Here is a 25,231-nt window from a genome sequence, read left to right on the forward strand (position 1 = left end):
CGTTTCTTACCTCTTTCCCAAATTCTTGTATATGATAGTGCCCGGCAAGTCAAACTCTTTTGATGATGGTATTTGGCACATCTATTAACATTATAACATTTATATATGCAAAAAGAGAAGCAATAGCCCACTAAGACTTGTACCGACCCCCAAAAGTTAGACCAAAAATCTAACTTTTGGGGGTCGGTACACGATTACTGCTTCTTGCTATAGATGTTCTTTTTAATGAAAGTCGCACTTCACTTTGCTCAGTGCGACACGTTCGAACCAGGTTCGAAAAAACTAACCTAGTGATTACTTAACTACAATATTTACAATTCTTCCCGGAACATAGATTTCTTTTACTATGTTCTTGCCCTCAATCTTGTCGGCAATGAGCTCTTTACCCTTTGCGATTACTTCGTCCTTATGGTCTTCCTTGTTGATATTAAGAGTTGCCTTTACTTTGCCGTTGATCTGAACTGCGATCTCAACAGTGTTAGTAACTGTCTTAGCCTCGTCAAATTCAGGCCAGCTCTGCTGATATAAACGACCTTCGCATCCGATTGCCTGCCAAATTTCCTCTGTGATATGAGGAGCAACAGGGTTAAGGAGTGTAATAAGTGTCTTGTACTCGCCCTTTGTAACGGCATTTTTCTTGTAGAAGTCATTTATAAGTGCCATCATTGCTGCGATAGCTGTATTGTACTTAAGGTTCTCAAAGTCGAATGAAACCTTCTGGATTGTCTGGTGCATCTTGGTCTCAAGATCTTTTGAATAGCCCTCTTCGTCAGTCATGATATCCTGGAGTTTCCATACTCTGTCAAGGAATCTGCGACATCCCTTAACACCGTCCTCTGACCATGAAGCCGCAAGGTCAAATGCTCCGATGAACATCTCATAAGTACGAAGTGTATCTGCACCGTAGTCTCTTACGATATCGTCAGGGTTAACTACGTTTCCTCTTGACTTACTCATCTTCTCGCCGTTCTCACCAAGGATCATTCCGTGAGAAGTTCTCTTCTGATAAGGCTCTGGTGTGTTAACTACGCCCTGATCATAGAGGAACTTGTGCCAGAATCTTGAATAAAGAAGGTGAAGTGTTGTATGCTCCATTCCTCCGTTATACCAGTCTACAGGCATCCAGTATTTAAGAGCTTCTTTGCTTGCAAGCTCGTTGTCGTTTGTAGGATCGCAGTATCTTAAGAAGTACCATGAAGATCCTGCCCACTGAGGCATTGTATCTGTCTCTCTCTTAGCGGGACCGCCGCAGCAAGGACATGTTGTATTTACCCAGTCTGTCATAGCTGCAAGAGGTGACTCACCGTTATCTGTAGGCTCGTAGCTCTCTACTTCGGGAAGAAGAAGAGGAAGCTCAGATTCAGGTATAGATACATATCCGCACTTCTCACAGTGAACTATAGGGATAGGCTCACCCCAATATCTCTGACGTGAGAATACCCAGTCACGAAGCTTATAATTAACCTTGGCATGTCCGATCTTCTTTTCCTCAAGGAACTCAATCATCTTAGCCTTGGCATCTGCTACAGAAAGACCGTTGAGGAATCCTGAATTAACAAGTACTCCTGTTGCAACGTCAGTAAATGCAGCAGCATTAACGTCAACTTCCTCTCCATCCTTTGCAACAACCTGGATGATAGGAAGATCAAATTTCTTTGCAAATTCCCAGTCTCTGTCATCATGTGCGGGAACGGCCATGATAGCACCTGTTCCGTAGCTCATAAGTACATAATCTGAAACCCAGATAGGAATCTCTTTGCCGTTAACGGGATTAACAGCAACAATACCGTCAACCTGTACACCTGTCTTATCCTTTGCAAGCTCTGATCGCTCGAAGTCAGACTTCTTGGCAGCTTCCTCACGGTAAGCAAGGATTGCATCAAAGTTTGCGATCTTGTCCTTGTACTTATCAAGATAAGGATGCTCAGGTGAAACTACCATATAAGTAGCTCCAAAGAGTGTATCGCATCTTGTTGTATATACTGTAAGCTTGTCCTCGGTATCTTTGATCGCAAAGTCTACCTCGGCACCTGTTGAACGTCCAATCCAGTTCTTCTGTGAAACCTTAACTCTCTCGATGTAATCAACAGTATCAAGTCCATCGATGAGCTTGTCCGCATACTCAGTGATCTTGAGCATCCACTCGCTCTTTACCTTACGAACAACGGGTGATCCGCAACGCTCGCAGACACCGTTAACAACTTCTTCGTTTGCAAGGCCGACCTTACATGAAGTACACCAGTTGATAGGCATCTCCTTCTTGTAAGCAAGTCCTTCTTCGAAGAGCTTTCTGAAGATCCACTGTGTCCAGTGATAATACTTTGGATCCGTTGTATTTATCTCTCTGTCCCAGTCAAAAGAATATCCGAGTGAATGAAGCTGCTCTTTGAATCTCTTCACATTATTCTCTGTAACGATCTTGGGATGAATATGATTCTTAATAGCATAATTCTCTGTAGGAAGTCCGAACGCATCCCAGCCCATAGGATATAGTACGTTATATCCCTGCATTCTGCGCTTTCTTGCTACAATATCAAGCGCTGTATAAGGACGGGGATGTCCTACATGAAGTCCCTGTCCCGAAGGATAAGGAAATTCTACAAGCGCATAGTACTTAGGCTTTGTGAAGTCATTTGTTGCAGCAAAAGCCTTCTCGTCGTCCCAGACCTGCTGCCACTTCTTTTCAACTACATGATGATTGTATACTTCTGACATGAGATATTACTCCTCCAATATAACTATTCAAACCATGCTTTCTATTATAAATAAAAGCATAGACTATCTACAAAATTTTACCACAAGCAAAACGGATGTCAAATGAGGTGGGAAAAATATTGACGTAAAAAGGATATAGCCATCAATCAGGCTATATCCTTCAATCTTTTAGGAAATGTATTTTCCGGCCCATGTCTTAAGCTCGTCCATGGAAGTTCCTATATTTATCTTTTTCCCTCCGTCAAAACGGATGCGAGTGTAGGTGTTCTGAAGGTCTTTTACACTCTTCTCAATATCGGTTCCGCCTGATGTTGCGAAAAGAACTACGTGCTTACCCGCAAAATCATAGGATTCAAGGAAACTGTTTATGATGTGCGGCGCTGTATACCACCAGATGGGAAAGCCAATAAAAATAACATCCGCCGTATCTACGTTTGCAGAGTTGTCTGCTATCTCTGGTCGTGAAGCAACGTCCTTCATCTCAATGCTGCTTCGCGATTTTTCATCCTGCCAGTTAAGATCTTCCGCCGTGTATTTTTCCTTTGGAACAATCTCATAAATATCAGCATCCGTAACTGCGGCAAGCTCTTTTGCAACTTTTGCGGTTACGCCTCCGGCAGAAAAATAAGCCACCAATACTTTTTTACCCATTGTCTTCCTCCTTGTTGTCATATCTGTGCAATAACCAGCTTCTGCGGTTCAACATGCCGAGATTCCCCTTTTCTTCCGCGGCATACTATTCCCTCTTCAATTCTTATGATATCCGCATGATTCTTAAGCGCGTCCATTATCTGCCTCACTGCACTCTCATAATCTTTTGCTTCCATAGGGATAACATAGTCATGGTTGAGATGTTCCGTGGAAATAACTGCCGATTTGTACCTTGTGTCATATCTTATTCCGCAAAAGGTGCAAACTTCCGTATTCAGGGTTCCGTTGCTGTCACTGCATTGCATCGCAATATACATCTTTTTCTCCCTCCAAACATTTCAACCGTTAGATAAGGCGCTGCTTACGTTGTCACACGAACACCAATTCGCATATAAGCAATCATTTATTCACAATATTATGATAATATATTTTTTGCAATTCTTAAAGTAAAAAAGCATTTCGCTCGCGAAATGCTAGCGCGTGAGCGGATTGCGTATGCAATATATTCCTTACCGCGAGCTGCGCATCCCTGCGGCGCTTTTTTATTGAATAGGAAATTTCAGAGAAATTTCCTATTCAATAAAAAAGCGCCGACATACTATGTCGACGCCAAAAAATTCCTATAAATCCTGCTTGACCCATTATCCTCATTTGCCCATTGAAGCAATCAGAGCATCTATCTCTGCCTGGCTGAGCATCTTGCCATTATCCGCAGCCGAAGGCACAGGCGCTGCTCCTCCTGCCGATGCCGGCGTCGAAGGATTGAATCCACCCCCACCTGCCTGTGAGGATTTACCCATTATACTGGCCAATAAAGCCTGCTGTTCCGCACTAAGTCCACTTGTATCCATATAGACCCTTTTCCCTTCGTACTCTGTACTTTTGCACTAAATTAGCACATACTTCCTAGGTTATAGTTATTTTAATCAAACTCGCAAAAAACGTCAAATAACTTTTTTATAAACTTTTTTCAGTATTATTTTTCCCTTATCAGCCCGCTTTCATAGGCTGCAAGAAGCTCTTTAAGATCTTCAATCTGCCCGATCAGCGTTTTTCCTATATCCGTATCTTTTACAAGTATGCGCTTCTTGGTCGTTTCCGTAATACGAATTGTCGGTGTATTCTCCTGCCCCTTTACAAACGGCTTATGCGCCGCAAGAGCAAGGTGATTCGAATTATAGATAAGCGTATATCCGGCAATTCCGGTCTGTTCATGATAGGCTTTGGAAAGTCCTCCGTCAATAATGTAGAGCTTCCCGTTTGCCTTAACAGGGCTCTCGCCCTTCTTGGTCTTAACCGGAACATGTCCGTTTATTATATGCGCCCACTCGGGATCAAGACCGAATTCCTTCAGAATCTTATCGGCATAAAGCTCCTCCGCAGAATATTTATAGTACGGATTATAGTTCTCCACACATAATTCTTTGTAATCTTTGAGGAAAAGATGTTCAAATGTAGTTATCTTGTCTTTTCCAAAAAGAGGCGACTTCGGCCCGCACCACAGATACCACATAAAATCAATTGCATCCTGTTTTTTCTCCCTGTCATCTCTGATGTCGAGGAAAAAAGCATCGTGAATCCTGGAATTAAGGTAGTCCATAAGTTTCTTGCCGCAAAAACTTCCGTCAGAAGTTGTCATACATGCAAAATTTCCATCCTCCTCCATGGGAATGCATCCGTGATAAAGAAGATTGTTGTTTATCGTCCTGTACAGCGATCCGTGTGAATAAAGAAACTGAACATGCTTTCTAAGGAGCTTTGAATGCATAAAACTGAGCTTTAATGTATGCACAAGTTCCTCTTCTTCAGGCGTAAGCTCATAAGGAGCCTTAGGATTGATCGTCGGAAAATTCGTATCGCTTAATCTGTATTTTTTTCCAAGAATGTCTATCTCGCCTTTTTCGTAGTCAATTCGGTCAAGAAGAAGCCTGTCTTCGAGCTTGTACTCAGGATGACGTTTTATCAGCCCGCCTTCAAGCTTTAGCTGGATAATACTTATCGCTTTGCACATCTTTGCCGCAAGATCGGGATTTACGCAGTCGTACTCGGTCTTATCAAGGAGATGCGGCCTGAAATTTTCACACGGATCTTCTCCGTAAACTTCCGCCGCAAACATGGAAAGCGGCCTTAAGTTTATTCCGTAGCCGTCTTCAAGCGCATCAAAAGAATTATAGCTTGTTCCTATTCGCAAAACATTGGCTATACACGCCGTATTTCCACACGCAGCCCCCATCCAGTCGATATCATGATTGCCCCATTGAATGTCAACATCATGAAAATTCATGATTTCTTCCATTACAAGATCCGGCCTTGGTCCACGGTCAAAAATGTCCCCTATAATATGAAGCGAATCAATCGTAAGGTTTTGAATCAGCTCACAAAGCGCGATTATAAATTCATCTGCCGACTCAATCTCGATTATTCCGTTTATAATTTCATTGTAATAAGCCTTTTTATTGGAATCATTCATATCAAGATGCATCAATTCATCGATTGCATATGCATAATCGGGCGGCATCTTTTTTCTCACCTTTGACCTTGTATACTTGGAACTTACGACCTTGCATATGGCAACAAGCCTGTTTATCGTAATCTTCTGACCGTCATGAAGCTGCTTGATAGTGATATTCTCATCATGTCTCTTTTTTTCAATTGTTTCAGTCGGATAATATATCAGATTGGCAAGCTCAAGCTGATCATCTTCGGACATCATATTCCCGAAAGTCTCTTCTATCTTGGCTCGTATAATACCTGATGAACTTCGTAAAAGATGCGAGAAACTCTCATACTCCCCGTGAATATCAGAAAAAAAATATTCCGTCCCCTTTGGGAGTGCGCAGATTGCCCGCAAATTGATAATCTCAGCGCCGGCTTTCCTTGATGTGGGAAACTCTTTGCTGAGAAGTCTAAGATATTCGATATCTCTCATTCTCTCTCCTTCCGGTTTAATCGCGTTACCTTTAACTAATCTATCACATTGAATAAAAAGAGAACTTGAGCAAAATCAAGAAAATAAGAGTTTGAATTATGAAGGATCAAGGGACGAAAACATTTCTATTATTAATTTCATTTTGAGCTTTTGCATATATCCCTTAAGCAGCAGTTTGCACAGTCGGGTCTTCTGGCGATGCATACCGCTCTGCCGTGAAGGACAAAGCGATGGCAGAGGTCATTGCCTTCTTCGGGTGGAATGATCTTCCAAAGTTCTTTCTCAACCTTGGCAGGTTCTTTTATGTTGTCGACAAGGCCAATGAGATTGGAAAGTCTGATACAATGCGTGTCCGTAACGATAGCGGGCTGTCCAAAAACGTCGCCCATTATAAGATTCGCACTCTTTCTTCCAACCCCGGGGAGCGCAAGGAGTTCTTTCATATTATCAGGAACATTGCCGCCGTACTTTTCGTTTATGGCCTTCATGCATGCAGAAATGTCTCTTGCTTTGGAATTGCCGAGTCCGCAGGGACGGATTATCTTTTCAATTTCCTCTACGGGAGCCTCTGCAAGTGCCTTCACTGTCGGATATTTTTCAATTAAAACAGGAGTGATCATGTCAACCCTTGCATCCGTACACTGCGCCGCAAGTCTCACACTTACAAGAAGTTGCCAGGCTTTGTCATAGGCAAGAGTACATTTTGCCTCGGGATATTCTTTTTTTAACCTCGAGATCACCTCGAGAGCAAGCTTTTTCTTCGTCATAATTTACATATTATCATTCTTTTCTTGTTTTTTTTCAATAGATATATTATTCTAGCATTTGGTGATTTTTTTATTAATAGTTAGTTAAGGATTTATTATTAAATGAAACAACAGTATACCGCGTATATTACATATGAGCATTCAGAGCTCAACAACAAAATTTCAGAGATGATTGAAATGAAGCTGAAATACTATCCTATTCCAAAAAAGCTTCTAAACGACTCTGATACAAAAAAAATAGAAAAAATATTCAGATATCCGATTGAGCCACCTATAAACAATACGGCTCTCGATAATATCAACAATGCGATATTAACTTCAAATTACATGATAGTTGTCTGCTCGCCCGAAACAGCCAAATCGGACAGGATCACACAGGAAATAAAGCTCTTTTTACAGGATCATACTATAGAACACATTTTAGCCGTCATTTCAGACGGAGAAACCTGTGATGCGATTCCCGAAATCCTTAAGAGCAAGAAGATCATAAGAAAAAACAGTAACGGAAGCTATGAAACAGTGCATGAACCACATCAGCCTATAACATTTGATTTCAGGGCAAGCAATAAGAGCGCTGTACGCAAGGAACTTCCAAGGCTCCTTGCAACAATTACCGGCTGTTCCTACGAAGGGCTTGTACAAAAAAGACAGTTCAAGCAACAGCTAATATACTTTTCCATCGCAGCGTTCTGCACTATCGCACTATTTGCAGGATTCGCAAACTATATGATAAAAAGCAGACAGCAGGTACAGGAAAAATATATCAAATCTCTTGAAGACAGATCTCAGCTCCTTGCAAACGGATCGGATAAAAAACTTGCCAATAGCGAGCGCTTCCCGGCAATACAACTTGCTCTCGAAGCTCTTCCAAGCGAAAGCAATCCCGACTGCCCGGTTACTCCCGAGGCAGAACGGGCAATTACAAGGGCTTCACTTGCATATGTTTCCAATTCATCCGCAAAACGCAGTTCCGTGTGGAATTACAAAGTTCCTCAGACCGCAGTACAGTATTATGAAGTATCAGGTGACGGAAAGTATCTTGCAGCAACAGATCTCGGACGCAACATTATGATCTGGGACACTGAGACTCACAAAAATACTTTTTCGCTATCCGCTGCAGATTATTCCGGTATATCTTTTATCCCAAATAATATGCTTCTTTTGACCGGAGCAAATGAGCTTTGCTGTGTGGATGCACAGACCGGAAAGACACTGTGGAACATATTTCCTCAGGAAAACGAGACCTACGACAGTGAGAATATAATCGTCTCGGGAAAGACTTTCCTTGTTCCGAACACTCAGGGAACAGTGTACGTCTTTTCAGCAACAGACGGAAAATTAACAGCAACATATAAGCCTGCCTTTGAATCTGAAGAAGTACCGACACCCGAAAAGTATATTGCATCTCCTTCCGATGAAAGATTTGCATATATTGCGACACTCTCTTCTCCTAAGGATACGCTTGTTTTGTTTGATCCACAGGAAAATACAACCAAATCCGTAACCCTTGATACTCTTGGCGAGTATAACACCGGAGATTACATCTCAGATGTCTTTTGGCAGGATGAAAAAAATATATACATAAAGATTTACATAGCAGAAACAACGAAGAACTCAAAGAAGTACGGCAAGACCATTCAGACAGAAAATCACAGCGACATCGTATGCTTAACTACCGATGATCTTAGAACAAATTGGAAATACGATTTTTCATACACCACAGTCCCCTACAACTCAGAACTTATCAGTATTCCGGCAAAAAATATTGTTTATGTATATGAAGGAAATATGTTCAGACTTCTGGACTATGAAACCGGCGAGGTCATAGGCAGCTATGATCTGAACTCGTCTATTATCAACATGCACATGTCAGGATGTATGCCCGATCCAGTGCTTGTAACAAGCAGCGGCTGTGTATCTCAGATACAATCTTCCGCAAAAGCAAATTATATGGAATCAGAGCGATTTTTCCCGGATAATATTGACCGTTCCGCGGAGAAAAACGGCTTTTTTGTACATATAAAAGACAGTGATGAGATCATTCAGTTCAAAGATAATGTATATGATTCAAACCTCAAGGCATTTGAGAACTGCCCCGATTTCTATATGATAAATCCTTCAAACACATTTGTTTCAGGAAATACCGCTGTTGTTCTAAGCAAAGAAAAAGGGACAGAATACGCATCAATCTTCGATGCGACCACCAAGAAATTTATCACCAAGACTGAACTTGGATACAGTGAGGCTTGCAGATATGAAATTCTGGATGTATACGAAGACAAGATATTCGTTTCTCTTTTGTCTGCATCCAAGAAAAACACGATAACCGCGATAGATGTAAAAACCGGGGACAAGAAAGACTACGCCGTTTCCACCGGAGATTCCCCTCTCTCGGATTCAAAGATCTATTTTGACCACGGTGCAATAGCATACAAGAAGGAACAGAATGACCAGGTTTTCATTGAAGTATACGAACTTTCAACTGAGAAAAAAAATCGTTATCTCATACCTTCTGAAATTGTCGCATATGATAACCTACAATTTGACTATTCCGGAGGTATAATTTATTTGTCGGGTCAAAATGTCGATTACATTATTACGCTCAACGGACAAAGTGCCAAGAAGGTTCAACTTCCCGAAAAATGGGGAAAGACAACAATGATGAGCCTCATTTCGGACGAACAGAGAATCGTCATAGCAAACGGATCATCTATTTTGGTAAAAGATTATTCGGCAAATACTCTTTATGAGATAAAATGTCCGGACCTTGAGCCTTACTGCGCTTCGATCTATGCACCCGAAGATCCTGCCGAAAAGAAAATCCTTCTGATTCCTTACGATCAGGGCTTTTTGTACAGATATGACGCAGAGACCGGAGAATATCTCGGACAATCGGAACTGACCGTTGATCACACAGGGCTTACTTTACATAATATAAAATTTGATTATTATAAAGATAGTGGACTTTTATACATACAACAAGGCACAACACTCAATATTTTAAATACAGGCAGATGGCTTGAGCTTACTGCTATCAAGTCCTGCTTTGGATATAACAGCGAATCCGATACCTTTATAGTTTCATTTTACGATGAGAATAAGTTCAATAAACTTGGTTTTTTCAAGCACTATACACTTGAAGAACTCATCCAAAAGGGTAAAAATATAATAGGGGACATCGAAATGAGCGATGAAATGAAAGCAGAATACGGAATAGACTAATTATGAGATTGAACGAACTCCTGAAATACAATGATATTGTCATACAGTGTCATGACAATCCGGATGCCGACGCACTGGCATCCGGATATGGTTTGTGGTGGTATTTTAAAAACAACAACAAAAAAGTAAGGCTGATATACCGCGGCAAAAATATGATCAGGAAAAGTAATCTTACAATCATGCTGGACAAGCTAAATATACCGGTCAGCTATGAACCCGATTTTGCCGATGTTCCGGAACTCCTCGTAACCGTAGATTGTCAATACGGACAGAGGAATGTCACAAAGACACCTGCAAAGCACATAGCCATAATTGACCATCACCAGATAATTGATGACTTTCCCGAACATTCCGAAGTAAAAAACGGTATAGGAAGTGCCTCTACGATTATCTGGGATCTGCTCAAAAAGGAAGGCCTTGACGTAAACGACGAGCCGCTCCTTGCAACAGCTCTTTACTACGGTCTTTATACAGACACAAACAAGTTTTCCGAAATCTCCCACCCGCTTGATAAGGATATGCAGGACGAGCTTGTTATTAACAGAAGCATCATTGTGGAGATGAGTAATTCAAACATTTCCCTTGACGAGCTCAAGGTAACAGGAAATGCGATACTGAACTACGAATATTTCAGCGATCACAAATATCTGATAATAAAATCGGAGCCCTGCGATCCCAACATACTCGGAGTAATGAGTGACTTCTCACTCGAAACCGCAGGTGTGGACGTGTGCCTTAGCTATTATATAAGTCAGAGTGAAGTAAAGTTTTCTGTCAGAAGCTGCATAAAAGAAGTTCATGCAAATGAGCTTGCCGCTTTTCTTGCAAAAGGAATAGGCGGTGGCGGCGGTCACATATACAAAGCCGGCGGAACACTTCGTCCCGAGAAGCTTATGCATCTTTTCCCTTTGCAGACCGATGAACAGTATGTGAATTTTTCCACCAATATACTTCACGAACGTATGGAAAGATACTTTGATACATACGAGATAATCTATGCAAAAGAAATGACGCTTGATGCAAGCGAGATGAAAAAATATTCAAAGACAACTCAAGAGCTTGGTTATGTAAAGCTTGACGATATCTTCCCTGACAATACAGAGATAACGATAAGAACATTGGATGGCGATATGGATGTCCTCATAGACACCACAACCTATCTGATGATAGGTCTTGCAGGTGAAGTTTATCCCATTACGGAAAACGAACTCAGAAACTCCTACAAGACTCTGGACAAGCCGTTTGACAAGACTTTCGAATATGCTCCGAGCATAAGAAACACTGCGACCGGCAAAAAGAAAAAAGTAATGTCTTTCGCTAAGACCGCGATCAGCGTCGGCAAAACAAAAATATATGCAAAACCTCTCACCAAAAAAGTCAAGCTCTTCACCGCTTTGAATGAAGAGCGCTACTACACCGGTGAGATTGGCGATTATATCGCCTTTAGAGAAGACGACCCGCACGATATCAGTATTATCCAGGCCGATCTCTTCCCCATCCTTTATCACGAAGTATAAAGAAGACGCAACCATTTATTGTTATGGTTGCGTCTTGATTTTTATTTATTATCCGAGAAGCTCGAGGAGCTCTTCCTTGGTAAGAGTCGGATTACTCATATTACCTGTATTGAGTAGCTTGTCTGCAAGCTCTTTTTTCCTGTTCTGAAGCGTGATTATACGCTCTTCTATAGTATTCTCCATAATAAGACGATATACGGTCACGACATTTTTTTGCCCGATCCTGTGAGCTCTGTCGGTCGCCTGATTCATGGCGGCTATGTTCCACCAGTGGTCGAAATGAATTACGATATCGGCACTGGTAAGATTTAATCCCGTTCCGCCCGCCTTTAAGGATATGCAAAATACCGATGTGTCATCTTCCTGGAAGGCATCGACAAGCTTTATCCTGTCTTCCTTTCTGGTCGCACCCGTAAGAAGATAATGTGATATTCCGGCATCTGTAAGTTCTTTGGTTATCCTGTCGAGCATTGATGTAAACTGTGAGAATAAAAGAATCTTATGCCCGCTTTCCGATGCACTCTTTATCATCTCAATCAGAAGCTCTGTCTTGGCACTTCCGCCCGTATAATTGTCATAAACAAGGCCGGGATCGCAGCACAACTGCCTTAATCTTGTAAGTTCCGAAAGGATTACGATCCTGTCTTTTCCGAAGGACTCCTCATCGGTTCCCTCGACCATAAGCTTAACTCTCTGCAGATGCGCATCATAAAGTTCTCTCTGCGAGCTGTTCATAGGAGCATAGATATTCTCCTCCAGCTTGTCGGGAAGATCTTTTAACACATCGCTTTTAAGCCTTCTTAGCACAAAAGGCGCGATCATCTTTCTGAGCATCTCAGTCGAAACTTCATCCTGTTCAGAAACAACGGGAATTTCAATATTGTTGCGGAACTGCTTGTAACCAAAAAGATACCCCGGCATACAGAAATCAAATATGCTCCAAAGTTCACTAAGCCTGTTCTCTATAGGTGTTCCCGTAAGCGCCATCTTAAATGCCGCATTTATGCTCTTTACAGCTTTGGCGACCAGCGTCCCGGGATTTTTTATAAACTGTGCTTCATCAATTACGCAGCACTCAAAATTCAGATACTTATAAAGTTCAATATCTCTTCGCAAAAGATCGTAAGACGTTATGATGACATCGGTGTTCTCGCTGTCGATCTCGGAAGTCACCCTCACTCTGTCAGGCTTTATGCCAACGGCAACTTCACAGTTAAGGGCCGGCGTAAATTTCTTTATTTCATGCTGCCAGTTATAAACAAGTGACGCCGGGCACACTATAAGACTGCATCTGTTCTTTCTGCCCTCTTTTATCGCACATTCTTTGGTACTTAAAAGATATGCAAGAACCTGAATAGTCTTACCAAGTCCCATATCATCGGCAAGTATGCCGCCAAATCCGTTATGCGAAAGAGCTTTTAGCCAGAAAAATCCTGTTTTCTGGTAGTCTCTTAAAATACCGTCAAGACTCTCCGGAATCTCAAACTGCTCATCAGAAGGATCTGCAAATCCCGATACAAAATCTTTAAAACTCTTGCTCATTCCAAGCGAAGGACTAATCTCATCGCTGTATTTCTCTGCAATATCATTTATGAAAAGAGCTCTGTACCTCGGAACCGAAGCATGTCCCTCGACGATCTGCCCCGGCGTGATACCAAGTCCCTCCTTAAGCGCAAAGAGCATCTTGGCATCTTCACTTGCAACGCTTACTACTTCACCGCTCTTTAGCTTATAATACTTTCTCTTTTTGTCATACTGGCTCAGTATCTCATTAAGTTCACCCGGTGAAAGCGTCTCCGGCACCATCGAAAGTTCGAGAAGATCCGAAACAACAGAAACTCCCAGAGTTACTTTCAGGCTCTTTTCGATATTTACAGATTTTATCGCATCAGAAACAAAGACATCTCCTATAGTTGAAAGATATTCCGTCTTTTCCGCGATAAAGACATATAGCTTATCGTCCATATATGAATCCGCGACAAGCACCAGCTCTTTACTCTGCGGATCGAGCCTGTCGAAAAAAGGACTTATCAGTTTCGCTGTCTTGTTCTCAAGGTAGAAATTTCTTTTTACCTCGGTCATCTGCTCATCATTAAATCTTTCATTGTCGGAAGAAAAAATATCAAAGCTTTCCTTCATTCCGTTTATGCTCTCATACGTCGCCTTCACCTTGCAGGTAATGGTCATGTCATTAGGCATATCGATATATATTTCAAATTTAGGAATATCAGGCGAGTATTTTGAAGGTTCAAACCCGTCTGTGCTCACATTAAAGAACTCATCTATCACACGGAAAAGACCTTCCGAAAAAAGAGGCAGATCTTTTTCTGCAATAAACAGCTCATTTTCGGTTCTTCTGGCTGCAAGAAACTTTAGCACGGGAATGATCTCCGCGCAGTCGCTTCTTGGAATCACGTGAAGCTTTCTCTTTCGCTCAAAATAAATATTTGAATATCCCTCAAACATAGTAAATGAGCCGGATTCAAAGACAACTCCAAAATTCTTTTTTTCTATATGAAGATCGATATCGGGAAATACGGGAACAATCTCAAGAAGGCGCTCTTCTGTATATTTTGCCCTAAAATCCGAATTGAGAAAATAAGTCTCGCTTACAGCTTTAAAAAACTCATCAATCTCATTTCCGCAAAGCTCAATACTTTTGCTGCGTCCCCTTGAATGTGAATAGATCTGATACGGATCGCCTGCCTTTTTTCCTCTGTAATAGTCAAAAAGGAAATTTATGATTTTCTGAGAATCGGCAGAAAAAGCCGACATATCGTGAGTAAACTCAAGATGCTTGCCATAGCTTAAGAAACTGTGATTTTCTATAGCATCAAGGAGCTCCGAAATATCCTTAAGAACATAGCTGTGTCCGCCCTTTTCGGATCTGATACAAAAAGATACCACAAGCTTTTCTCTATTAAGCACAGCATGCGGCTCCAAAACCGCAAGAGATGTATCTTTGTATAAAAGAGGCACCTCACTCTCGGGTGCATACGCCCTCAAAAGCCTCTTTGTCTCAAATGAAGTATAATGAAACTCTTTTGGTGTATCAGAAACAAACCGCCTCCCTGAGCCGGTTATATATCCGCCGTTTTTAGTTTCGTTCACCCCATTGTTCATGCCTTATTTCAGTGCCGCAATTAAGTCCGCTACGACCTCTTCCATTGTATTGTCTTTCTCATCTATTGTAATATCGGCATACTTCTCATACAAAACACTACGCTCATTGTAAAGCGAAATAAGAGATTGTCCGGGTCTCATAACAACTCCGCGTTGCTTTACATTCTTTAAGCGCTTAGTCAAAACCTCCATTCCGACCTTGAGATATACAACTCTTCCGATATTTTTATAATGCTCCATGGCTTCGGCTCCGTAAATAACGCTTCCGCCTGTAGCAATAACAGTTTTTTCCACTTCAATACCTGAGTTTATCTTGTTCTCAATATCTATAAATCCTTCAACGCCCTCCTGTTCAATTATCTCTGAGAGCCTTCTTCCGTCTTTTTTCTGTATGACTATATCCGCATCAACGAAGTTATAGCCTAATATTTTGGCAACTATCACGCCTACCGTGCTCTTACCCGATGTAGGCATTCCAACCAAAATAATGTTGTCTTTTTTCATAAAATCCTTTCAATTCTCCGCAACTTTTCTGACCTCCTCAAGCGCATTCAAAAAGGCATCAGCAACCTTGGGGTCAAAATGTGTTCCGGAACTTTCTTTAATTATTTCTATTGCTCTGTCAAAAGGAAAAGCTTTTTTATAGCTTCTCTCTGAAATAAGAGCATCAAATACATCTGCCACGGCCATTATTCTTGCCGACAGAGGAATCTCTTCACCCTTAAGTCCCATGGGATATCCGGTTCCGTCCCATCTCTCATGATGGTACATCGCAAGATTCCTGGCCTCCTTAAGATATCCGGCATCCTGCTCCGGAATGTTACTCATAACCTTATCTATGATAAGCGCTCCCTCTTTGGAATGAGTCTTCATAATAGAAAACTCCTCGGGAGTAAGCTTTCCCGGCTTATTAAGGAAATTATCCGAAATACTGATCTTGCCGACATCATGAAGAGGTGCCGAATGATAAACATCAGATACAAACTCAGGTGTAAGGACATCCTTATAAACACCCTCTTTTATCATCTCATTCATAATGATCTTGGTATATTCAGCTGTATTTTTTACATGTTCGCCGGTACTCTGGTCTCTGCTCTCAACAAGATCTGCAAGAGCTATAATAATTGAATTCTGAAGCGCCGTTACAGTCTCATTTCTGCTCTTAAGAGCCTGAACTGTAGCCACATGTGCTTCTATCATCATCTGGAACGAGTCATAAAGATTCTCAATCTCATCACCGGTTCCGATCTTAAGTTCTTTAAATGTTTTTGCTGTTTTCTCCAGATTAGCCTCATCCTTGAGCTTATCTTCCTCTTCACCGGAAAAACTCGATGACGTCAATGCCATCGTATTTATCGGAAGTATAAGATGATACTCTGATAAGTATATACCAACAGCAAGTATAAAGATAAATAATCCGCAGAAAAGAGAGATCTGCCTTGTTGCAAATCTAAATACCGCTCTTCCGGTCTCTTTTTCGGAATACGGGGATATTCCCGACAGGTCGACACCAGAATAATTGCCGATCTCCTGTGCGATATGAACAGTCTCTTCTCCGGTCTGAACTATAGCATCTTTGAATAATACGGTACTGATCAAAAGCGCGCAAACAGCAACAAGTCCGGTTGCAAGAGTAAGAAGAATCACAACCTTTGTTCTGAGCGAAATGTAACGGCTCTTTCTGTTTCGCATGATCTCTATAGCATCGCGGGTAAGCGGCGCCTGTTTCCAGTACTTTATATTGATCCTGGCACGAAACTTGGCCGGAATGGCATAAACAATCGCAAGAGCTATTACTATGCTTATGAGCTTATCAGCCACATCGATTATATAATCCGCTAAAAGCGCAGCCTGAAAAGCAGATAATTTGCCCGATTCATAAATTATCTTCAAAAAGCCCAAAGAGGCCGTTTCGCCTCCAAAGCCATAGATGATACCTGTAAGTATCGCACCAAGAACACCTCCGACAAAGCCATATATCAGTGCCGAAAGCATGACCTTAAATAAATCTTTGAACCAGTTCTTTTCATTAAAAACAGTGGTAAGTATTGCGATAAGCACATTTATCATACTGTAGGAAATCGCTACAGAATCGGTAAAAATGCTGTTTAGAAGCGAGCTGAAGAAACCGACAAATATTCCCGGAAGAAAGCCTCCCAGAATGGATACAGTCATGGTACCTACAGAATCCAGATAAAGTGGAATCTCATAGCGGCCAACAAACTTACTTCCAAATATATTCATCAGTATTCCGCCACATACCAGTAATACGAGGTAATACCACTTTACTCCAGAAACTTCTTTGCGATCATCAACTATATTTACCATATCATCCTCTGATTTTTTTTGCGCGAATGTGAATCCAACGCGCAAGAATTAACAAGATTTCGTTACTATATATAATTTATCACAAAACCGTCAAATCATAAACCCCGGCGTACCTCACACCGACAGGATGATAAAATTGTCAATCATCAAGATCATTTTCCATATCATGCGCATCATCTGCATCAAAGCCAATATTCTGCATACTTACAGTCTTACGGCGAAGTCTTGCCGCCTCTGAAGCATGAAGCAGAAAATCTTTTATCTCACGTCCGTGCTTAATATTCTTCATCACGATCGTTTTATCCGTAACGTCAGATGTAAAGCATGTAATTGTAGACAGTCCGAAAATTCTCTGCATGAGTGTCCTTGTTATCTCAACATCGGAAACTTTGTACATGTAGCAGTCGTTCTCTCTTACTGTAAAAAATCCTTTGATTATAGTAAGGTCATTATCTCTAAGTTCATATTTCGTAAAAGTCCAGGGAAGCCCAAAAAACAACAGTCTCTGCGTCTCTTTGTATCTAACTTCCCCTTTGGAGTTCATAGACTCTTTGTACTGTTCCGGATTTAAGATTTTTGCCATATTCTCTCTCCTTGTAAAAAATTATGCACATTCCGCTTTTCGATAAGGATATTTGCTTAATGCCATTGCTATACCAAAGTATATAACATATATAAAGCCCAATCGATACCTGGAACCAAAATTAGTACTGCTTGCAACAACAGCATATAAGATATATCCGAATACACTAAGATCCACGAGACCAAGCTTCTTGAAATTTGTTATCAGGCAATACAGATAAACCAAATATTCACACACCAAAAATACAGTATAAAGATTGGCCGTCAACTTAGATACAAGCGTGCCCTTTCCAAACAGCCCGTCCCAAAAATCTCTCATCGGTCCCAAAAGCATTGTAGCTGTGGTTTTAAAGCATAACTTTATTGTATCAAAAATATGATCACCTATATAATCTTTCGCTGCCTTTTCATAATACTCGGCAACAACGTATTCTTCCTTATCCGCTAATTCTTCCTCTGTTATATAGCGCTCAAGATACGGTTCTATCTGTTCAATACCTTCTTCAAACGAAGGACTGGGTTTATAAGTACCGGTACGATTTACTTCGACATTTCTGGCCAGTACTCTGTACGCATCCAGCTTAAAGCGGTAATTATACTCGAACATGCCTGTAATCGTGTAGTTTCGATAACTCCAACCACCAATAACAGTAAATATGCACAGAGCGTATATTATAACTTCTTTTATCCCTATGATCTTCAATACAGCAAGCACGATAAAAACAGCAAGCACTACCAAAGCAAAGGGAACAAGGATCGGCTTTACCAGCATTCCCGCAGCAAAAAACAAACTAAACAATAAGAAGTAAGTTTTCTTTTTGGTCACAATAAAGTACTTCGCCCATAAATACAGTGCCGACACCAGACATAAACAATAAATGTTCTCTGTGAGGATTGCCCCGTTATGAATAAATGCTTCCAAATTTAATATTGAAAAAAGCATCACCACTATCGACGCTTTCTTGGATAAACGATATAATTTGCACGTTCTGCACAGAAGAAAAATAATTATCGCTCCAAAAAAATATTGAAGAGCCATAATCATCTTATCATTAAAGCCCAAGCCATAGCAAAAAGCTAAGAAAAAAGGATATCCAGGAGGTGTTGTACAATGCGCTTCAACTCCATCAAGTGAATAAGAGAATTTTTTCAAAAGATTCTCAGCCAGATATGTATATCTGCCGGAATCATTAAAGTATCCGCCCTCATACAGCGATCTAAAAGCATTTAATAAAATGCTGCGCAAGAAAATGGAAATCAAAAAATACATTGCAGAAATAATAAATGCAAATTTATTATTCTTTAAATATATCACTACCTTGTTGCCTATTCTGTTGTCAGTCATCCGGTCTCTCCTATCAATTCTTTTCACCCATTTAATTTACGCCCTTTTTCATATCAGGTCAAATGAATTGATGGCTTACATTTCCTTAAAACGCAGCATTTCTCTGCTATTACGCTTTTATACCGTTGATAATATCTTGAGCTATGCAGTCCGGAGTAATTCTACTCTCTTCAAGTGCATCTTTTGCGCTCATTCCGTCATAGAACTTCTTGATAAAGCCATAGTTAAGGACTCTGACGTTCTTACCTCCAAGATAGGAAGCGATTTTCTGGCCGAAGCCCCCTTCAAGAATGCCATCCTCAAGAGTAACGATAACATCATGATCTTCGCAAAGTCTGTCTAACAGCTCTCTGTCAACGCCCGATGCAAATCTCGGATTGATGAGAGTAGCTTTTTTGCCCATTCTTGCCTCTACAAGCTTAGCTGTTTCAACACCTATATTAAAGAAATCACCAAGCGCAATGATTGCTGCTTTCTCGCCCTCTTCGCACACCTGGTACTTATCTGTCTTATCATAATTACTGTCCACAGGATAGATCATGTTGTTGACGCCATCACAGGGAACAGCGATTATAGTGGGATGATCATTTTGTTCAACGCTGTGTTCAAGCATCGCAAGGAACTCCTCACGACTTGTAGGCGAAAGATATACAACTCCGGGGATATTCGCAAACATACCAATTGCCGAAATACCAATGTGCGTTGCATCGCCCATTCCATATATGGAAGATGAGAAAAGAACCGTCGTAACAGCACTACTGTTTAGGCTCACATCCTGAGTCATCTGATCGTAGACTCTCTGTGCAAATGTTGCATTGGTAACAAAAACAGGCTTTCCGCCGTTCTTTGCGATACCTGAACACATAGCAACCGCCTGCTCTTCGGCAATTCCCACATCGATGTAGTTCTTGCCCATCTTGCTTCTTACATCCCATTCAAGCCCGACCGCGCCGGGAACTGCTGCCGTAACACAAACCACCTTGTCATTATTTCCGATTTTATCAAGCATATATTTTCCAAAGATATCCTGATAAGACTCTCCGTTTCCGTAACTTACTTTCTCACCCGTCTCTCTGTTAAATGGAATCGCATAATGCCACTCTTCCTTGTTCTTCTCGGCAAGAGGATAGCCTTTTCCTTTCTGCGTGTGGACATGAACAACTATCGGATGGTCAATATCTTTTACCTGGCTGAAAGCCTTGATAAGCGCCTCTATATCATTGCCCTCTTCAACATACTTATAATCAAGTCCCATTGCCTTGAAGAGATTAATCTCGCATGCTCCGCCACTCTTTCGAAGCTGCTCAAGGTTCTTGTAAAGTCCGCCATGGTTCTCGGCGATAGACTGCTCATTGTCATTTACGATGATGATCAGGTTAGTATCCATCTCGCCTGCATAATCGATACCTTCAAGCGCTTCGCCGCCGCTGAGTGAGCCGTCACCTATTATCGCAACGACATTTCCTTTTTTGCCCGTAACATCTCTTCCCTTGGCAAGTCCCGTTGCAAGACTCACGGAAGTAGATGTATGGCCGATGTAGAACATATCATGCTCCGACTCTTTGGGATTGGTAAATCCGCATATATCACCAAAGTGCGCATCATCCGTATATGCAATGGCTCTTCCTGTAAGCATCTTGTGTGTATATGTCTGATGAGCAACATCAAATACGAACTGATCCTTAGGTGAATCAAAGACATAGTGAAGCGCTATAGTAAGTTCAACCGCTCCGAAGTTAGGTCCGAAGTGACCACCAATCTTGGTTGTTCTGTTAAAAAGAGCTTCTCTTACTTCTGCAGCAAGCTCCTTAAGTTCAGCCTGTGACAGCTTTTTTACATCATCGGGTCCCTTTATATTGCTTAGTAACTTATATTCCATCATTGTAATTCTTCCTTTCCGGTTATGGTCTTTTTATCACAGAACAGTACTTTCCGTAACGCAAAAACGATACCACCATTTTACATTATAGGATAATAAGTTACTCTTCGCTTACTATTTTTTGTCTTTTGCGCTATCATATTTTGTCCTATTTATTTTAGGAATTTCAGAGAAATTTCAAGAACAAAGAGTTGCTTTGCAACTCTTTGCGCGCCGATGCGCGCAAGCTTTAGCTTGCATAATACTTCTGCGCATCGGTCGCATCCATAGCGGAGCGTTTTTTATTTGATAGGAATTTCCTATCAAATAAAAAAACACCCCGCGAATTTGTTTCATATCCACGGAGCGTTTTTATTTATGTACGTGATTTCATGAACAATCTAACCTCATCCAAAGTCGGCATAACAGATAGTGCGCCTCTTCTTGTAGTGATGATCGATGCGGCTGCATTTGCAAATGACAGGCACTCTGACAGACCGGCCTCCGAAAGATCGTTAAGGCCATTCCTACGGATATAATCAATTGCACAGGCACAGAATGTATCACCTGCACCGGTAGTTTCTATCGTATCCGGATTCTTATAGCCTTCTTTTTTTACAACAAAGTCCTTATACAGAGCCATACTTCCCTCTGCTCCGAGTGTTGCAAATACAATTGGTATTTCGAATTCTTTCTGTATTTTCTTCGCACCTGCTTCAATATCAGCCATTCCGGTAAACAGTTCAACTTCATTGTCTGATATTTTTAAAACATCACAATTTTCAAAGCCGTATTTCATTGCCTCAAGAGCATCCTCTACAGATTCCCACAACGGCTCTCTGTAGTTCGGATCAAAAGAGATAACGGCACCGCTTTCCTTTGCAATACTAACAGCCAGTTTTGTTGCTTCTTTTGCCGGCTCATCTGTCATAGACAATGTTCCCAAATGGAAGACTTCGGTATTTTCAAGAAGATTTCTGTTTGCCCTGACATCGTCCGCAGTCAGCATCATATCTGCTCCCGGTTTTCTGTAAAAAGAAAAATCCCTGTCTCCGTTTGCGAGCTTATTCACAAAAGCCAAAGTAGTCGGTACTGTCGCATCCTGCACAAGACCTGAAGCTTCTATTCCCTGCTTTTCAATTCTTTCCCTTAGCATTTTTCCAAAAAAGTCATCTCCGACCTTTCCGATAAATGCAGTGCTGTTTCCAAGATTCTGCAGCATGGAAAGGACATTACACGGTGCACCCCCGGGATTAGCTTCAAATAAAGGATTCCCCTGAGCGCTCATTCCATTATTTGTGAAATCGATCAGTAATTCTCCAAGTGCCACAACATTAAATTTGCTCATTTTTCTTCTCCAATTCATTCATCACAACATCCATGATCAATTCGCCGTTAGCCCTGAAGCTGATTCCTTCAGCCTTTATATCTGTAAAGATTCCCATTGACATTACCTGGTCTCCGTCATTAATAAACAACTCCATGCTGTATCTGTCAAGTATCACACGCAGTGTAATCTCTCCGTTATTATCAGCCACTTTGCACCTTCTCTGGTGCACGATTGCCCTTCTGTTTCCCGAATGCTTGCGGTCGATCTTCACAACAGATTCAACAGGATCAAATTCTATGGTTGAATATTCTTTACCGTTATCCGCAAAGCGTATTTCAAATTTCCCGTAGGAAAGATCTGAGCCTGCCGGCCTTACATTTACAGTCATGTCAATGCATCTGCCTTCTACGCTTGAAAGTGTGCAGCTATCGGAAACAGTGACATTTTGTCTGCTTATTCTTTTACCGTAGTAATTCTCTATTTCGCGAATCGGCTTTTGAATCAACCTGCCGTTCTTTATCGATATTTCCCTGGGAAGGCTCATCTGTCCAAACCACGGAAAATCTTCACGTTTTATTGCCAAAGCATCCCAGTTCTGGAGCCAGCCTATCATAACCTGTCTTCCGTCTTTGGTCCTGATAGTCTGAGGCGCATAAAAATCTATTCCGTAATCTACCGCCTGACAATTCTCCTCGCAGAAATCTCCTTCATCGTTGACACTTCCGATTATGCATAATGTGCCGTTACCGTTATGAAATTCAAGCCCCTCGGGAAGCATGTCCTGCGGACTTGTGAGAAGTACATGCTTTCCGTCAAGCGCAAAGTAGTCCGGACATTCCCACATGACTCCGAATCTTTTATTATTCTTTATAAGTATTTTATCATATTTCCAGTTAAAGCCGTCATCACTTGAATATTGTAAAAGCTGTCCATCCCCGTCTACAGTCTTGTTTCCTACGACAATATAGTACTTTCCGTTTTCTTTCCACACCTTCGGATCTCTGAAATCTATTTTTCCCGCTCCCACCGGAAGCTTATCGCCCGTGATCACCGGATTCATCTCATATTTCTCATAATCTCTTCCGTCTCCTACAGCAACGCACTGAGTCTGGACATCATAGAAGTTGCCATTCTCATCCTGTTTCCTGAGAACACCGGTATATAGTATCAGATGTTTCCCATCCTCTGTTTCAATCGCACTTCCCGAAAAACATCCGTCCTTATCATAATCTGTTTCCGGTGCCATAGCGGCAGGAAGATACTTCCAATCGATAAGATCGTCACTCTCTACATGTCCCCAGTGCATAGGTCCCCAAACAGTCTCATAGGGATTATATTGATAAAAAAGATGATATTTACCCTTATATATGCTAAATCCGTTCGGATCGTTCATCCATCCGCATCTTGGAGTAAGATGGAAAAGAGGGCGAAATTCCTCCGCGATTGTCTTTTCCTTTTTGCACTCATATTCTCTTGCTTTTAATAACTTATCGTTCATAGTATTCCTTTCCTACCATATATCTTTAAATTGTCTATGCTTGCTCCATGAAGGCGCACTTTCCAATCCGCGCCCACCGCCGAATAAATGCGGTTTGACAATGCTTTTTCGCCGTTAACATAGACCACTGTTATATCTTTTTCCACAACTACATCAACTTGATACTTAACTCCCGCCTTAAGGCTCATACTTTGTTCATTGAGATAAGCATCATAGGTAATCTTATCTTCGCCATTGTCGATGGTTATTCTGTATTCCTCATTCTTCTCGGCATTGTTAAATATAATCTCCGACTTGCCTTCGTTTTCCATCTCAAGCTCAAATGTAAGCCGGCAGCTTTCCGGAACATTTCCAAGTTCCGATTCGTCTTTTACACTTTCTGCTTCAAAAATCTGTTTGTCAAAATAATTTATATATTCTTCAGGCATCGCTACGCCAAGCGTTCCATCTTCCAGTTCCTTAAGTTCATATACAAGGAGATTTCCCGCCCAGGTATAAGGAAGCCTGTCACTTTCTCTTTTCTTTCTATCCAAAAAACCTATAAGATATCTTTTTCCTTTATATTCACAGGTCTTTGCCGCATAAAAACCGTTTCCGTCAAATGTATCTATCTTTGGTGTCTCCCACGGTCCGTTGATACTGTCTGACATTCTGTAATATACAACATTGTTCCAGCTGAATGTCAGATAATAACGATTGCCCATCTTAAACAGATCCGGGCATTCCATAAAATATAAATCTTTGTTTGTATATAAGTCGCCTTCAAACTTCCAGTTTTTAAGATCATCGGAACGATAGCATATTATCGCGCTCTCATTCCCGTTTTCTTTTCTCGCTCCCACAAGCATCATATAGCCGTCATCTGTTCGCAGCACCTGCGGATCGCGAAAATCTTCCGTACTGTATCCTTCCGGAGCATGGATAATATTTTCAGCATCCTTGGTATAAGTCTTATTGTCTTTACTTGTTGCATGCATCAGGCACTCTTTATCCAGCCCGTATTCCTCATGATAGTCATTATGTCCTGTATAAAAACAATGATATGTTCCGGCATCATCAATAATAAATGATCCTGTTCCCACAGCAAGATCCGGTGCTTCCATTTCCTCTGAATATGCAAGTACCTGTCCCTTGTCTTCAAAGCTTACAAAGTTACGGGTGTAGAACTGATGTATCGGATGATACCCCACTCCGTTATTATCCGTTTCATAAAGATAATTGAGGTATACTCCTTTCTCTGTCGAAAGCGCCATGACATCTCCGACGTAACTGTCTTCAGCCCTTGGGAATAAACATTCATTCATTTTTTTACCGGCACATCCTTGTATCATCATTAACGATATAAGTAGCAAACAAATTGTTATTC

The 25,231-nt window shown here is 41.3% G+C and carries 17 protein-coding genes; 2 read left to right on the forward strand and 15 right to left on the reverse strand.

The genetic code is table 11. The features are described from left to right. Positions 1–294: 294 nt before the first annotated feature. From leuS to T356_RS0113465, 6 genes are all read right to left on the reverse strand, one after another. Positions 295–2,715: a leucine--tRNA ligase gene (leuS, locus tag T356_RS0113440; RefSeq protein WP_026514927.1), complete on the reverse strand. Its 2,421-nt coding sequence runs from the start codon at positions 2,713–2,715 to the stop codon at positions 295–297. Between the two features lie 168 nt (positions 2,716–2,883). Continuing rightward, a complete protein-coding gene (locus T356_RS0113445) occupies positions 2,884–3,366 on the reverse strand; it encodes a flavodoxin (RefSeq protein ID WP_026514928.1) in 483 nt (160 codons plus the stop codon). A gap of 17 nt (positions 3,367–3,383) precedes the next feature. Further along, complete coding sequence (locus tag T356_RS0113450; protein ID WP_026514929.1) at positions 3,384–3,683, reverse strand: hypothetical protein; 300 nt, start codon at positions 3,681–3,683, stop codon at positions 3,384–3,386. A 330-nt stretch (positions 3,684–4,013) separates the two neighbouring features. Then, positions 4,014–4,217 (reverse strand): hypothetical protein, encoded by a 204-nt coding sequence (locus tag T356_RS0113455; protein ID WP_026514930.1) that lies wholly within the window; start codon positions 4,215–4,217, stop codon positions 4,014–4,016. 125 nt (positions 4,218–4,342) lie between these two features. Continuing rightward, positions 4,343–6,295, reverse strand: coding sequence for a fructose-1,6-bisphosphatase (locus T356_RS0113460; RefSeq protein WP_026514931.1), 1,953 nt, complete (start codon positions 6,293–6,295; stop codon positions 4,343–4,345). A gap of 137 nt (positions 6,296–6,432) precedes the next feature. Further along, positions 6,433–7,062 (reverse strand): endonuclease III domain-containing protein, encoded by a 630-nt coding sequence (locus T356_RS0113465; RefSeq protein ID WP_026514932.1) that lies wholly within the window; start codon positions 7,060–7,062, stop codon positions 6,433–6,435. Positions 7,063–7,164: 102 nt separating this feature from the next. On the opposite strand from T356_RS0113465, the gene T356_RS0113470 reads away from it, so the two are divergent. Both T356_RS0113470 and T356_RS0113475 read left to right on the forward strand, forming a co-directional pair. After that, complete coding sequence (locus T356_RS0113470) at positions 7,165–10,284, forward strand: outer membrane protein assembly factor BamB family protein (RefSeq protein WP_026514933.1); 3,120 nt, start codon at positions 7,165–7,167, stop codon at positions 10,282–10,284. A gap of 2 nt (positions 10,285–10,286) precedes the next feature. Next, entirely contained in the window at positions 10,287–11,801 is a 1,515-nt protein-coding gene (locus T356_RS0113475; RefSeq protein WP_026514934.1) for a DHH family phosphoesterase, read from the forward strand. Between the two features lie 48 nt (positions 11,802–11,849). Here T356_RS0113475 and T356_RS19500 read toward each other — a convergent pair whose 3' ends face one another. From T356_RS19500 to T356_RS0113520, 9 genes are all read right to left on the reverse strand, one after another. Then, positions 11,850–14,924 carry a DEAD/DEAH box helicase gene (locus T356_RS19500; RefSeq protein WP_051563441.1) on the reverse strand — a complete coding sequence of 1,025 codons (3,075 nt, stop codon included), beginning with the start codon at positions 14,922–14,924 and terminating at the stop codon, positions 11,850–11,852. 3 nt (positions 14,925–14,927) lie between these two features. Beyond that, a complete protein-coding gene (locus T356_RS0113485) occupies positions 14,928–15,428 on the reverse strand; it encodes a shikimate kinase (protein ID WP_026514935.1) in 501 nt (166 codons plus the stop codon). A 9-nt stretch (positions 15,429–15,437) separates the two neighbouring features. Continuing rightward, a complete protein-coding gene (locus T356_RS20520; protein WP_051563442.1) occupies positions 15,438–17,252 on the reverse strand; it encodes an HD-GYP domain-containing protein in 1,815 nt (604 codons plus the stop codon). A 139-nt stretch (positions 17,253–17,391) separates the two neighbouring features. Beyond that, a complete protein-coding gene (locus T356_RS0113495; protein WP_051563443.1) occupies positions 17,392–17,835 on the reverse strand; it encodes a PH domain-containing protein in 444 nt (147 codons plus the stop codon). Positions 17,836–17,856: 21 nt separating this feature from the next. Then, positions 17,857–19,179 (reverse strand): glycosyltransferase family 39 protein, encoded by a 1,323-nt coding sequence (locus T356_RS0113500; protein WP_026514937.1) that lies wholly within the window; start codon positions 19,177–19,179, stop codon positions 17,857–17,859. Between the two features lie 109 nt (positions 19,180–19,288). Next, positions 19,289–21,061: a 1-deoxy-D-xylulose-5-phosphate synthase gene (locus tag T356_RS0113505; RefSeq protein WP_051563444.1), complete on the reverse strand. Its 1,773-nt coding sequence runs from the start codon at positions 21,059–21,061 to the stop codon at positions 19,289–19,291. A 352-nt stretch (positions 21,062–21,413) separates the two neighbouring features. Beyond that, the gene (locus T356_RS0113510; protein ID WP_026514939.1) at positions 21,414–22,385 is read right to left on the reverse strand and encodes a carbohydrate kinase family protein; all 972 of its coding nucleotides are present in this window, start codon (positions 22,383–22,385) and stop codon (positions 21,414–21,416) included. Continuing rightward, entirely contained in the window at positions 22,372–23,865 is a 1,494-nt protein-coding gene (locus tag T356_RS0113515; protein WP_026514940.1) for a glycoside hydrolase family 32 protein, read from the reverse strand. The genes T356_RS0113510 and T356_RS0113515 overlap by 14 nt, the downstream gene beginning before the upstream one ends. Further along, positions 23,862–25,169, reverse strand: a complete 1,308-nt coding sequence (locus T356_RS0113520; RefSeq protein WP_197020919.1) for a family 43 glycosylhydrolase — start codon at positions 25,167–25,169, stop codon at positions 23,862–23,864. The genes T356_RS0113515 and T356_RS0113520 overlap by 4 nt, the downstream gene beginning before the upstream one ends. Between the last annotated feature and the right edge of the window lie 62 nt (positions 25,170–25,231).

The organism is Butyrivibrio sp. LB2008 (assembly GCF_000621565.1).
In the GTDB taxonomy this organism is placed as follows: domain Bacteria; phylum Bacillota; class Clostridia; order Lachnospirales; family Lachnospiraceae; genus Butyrivibrio.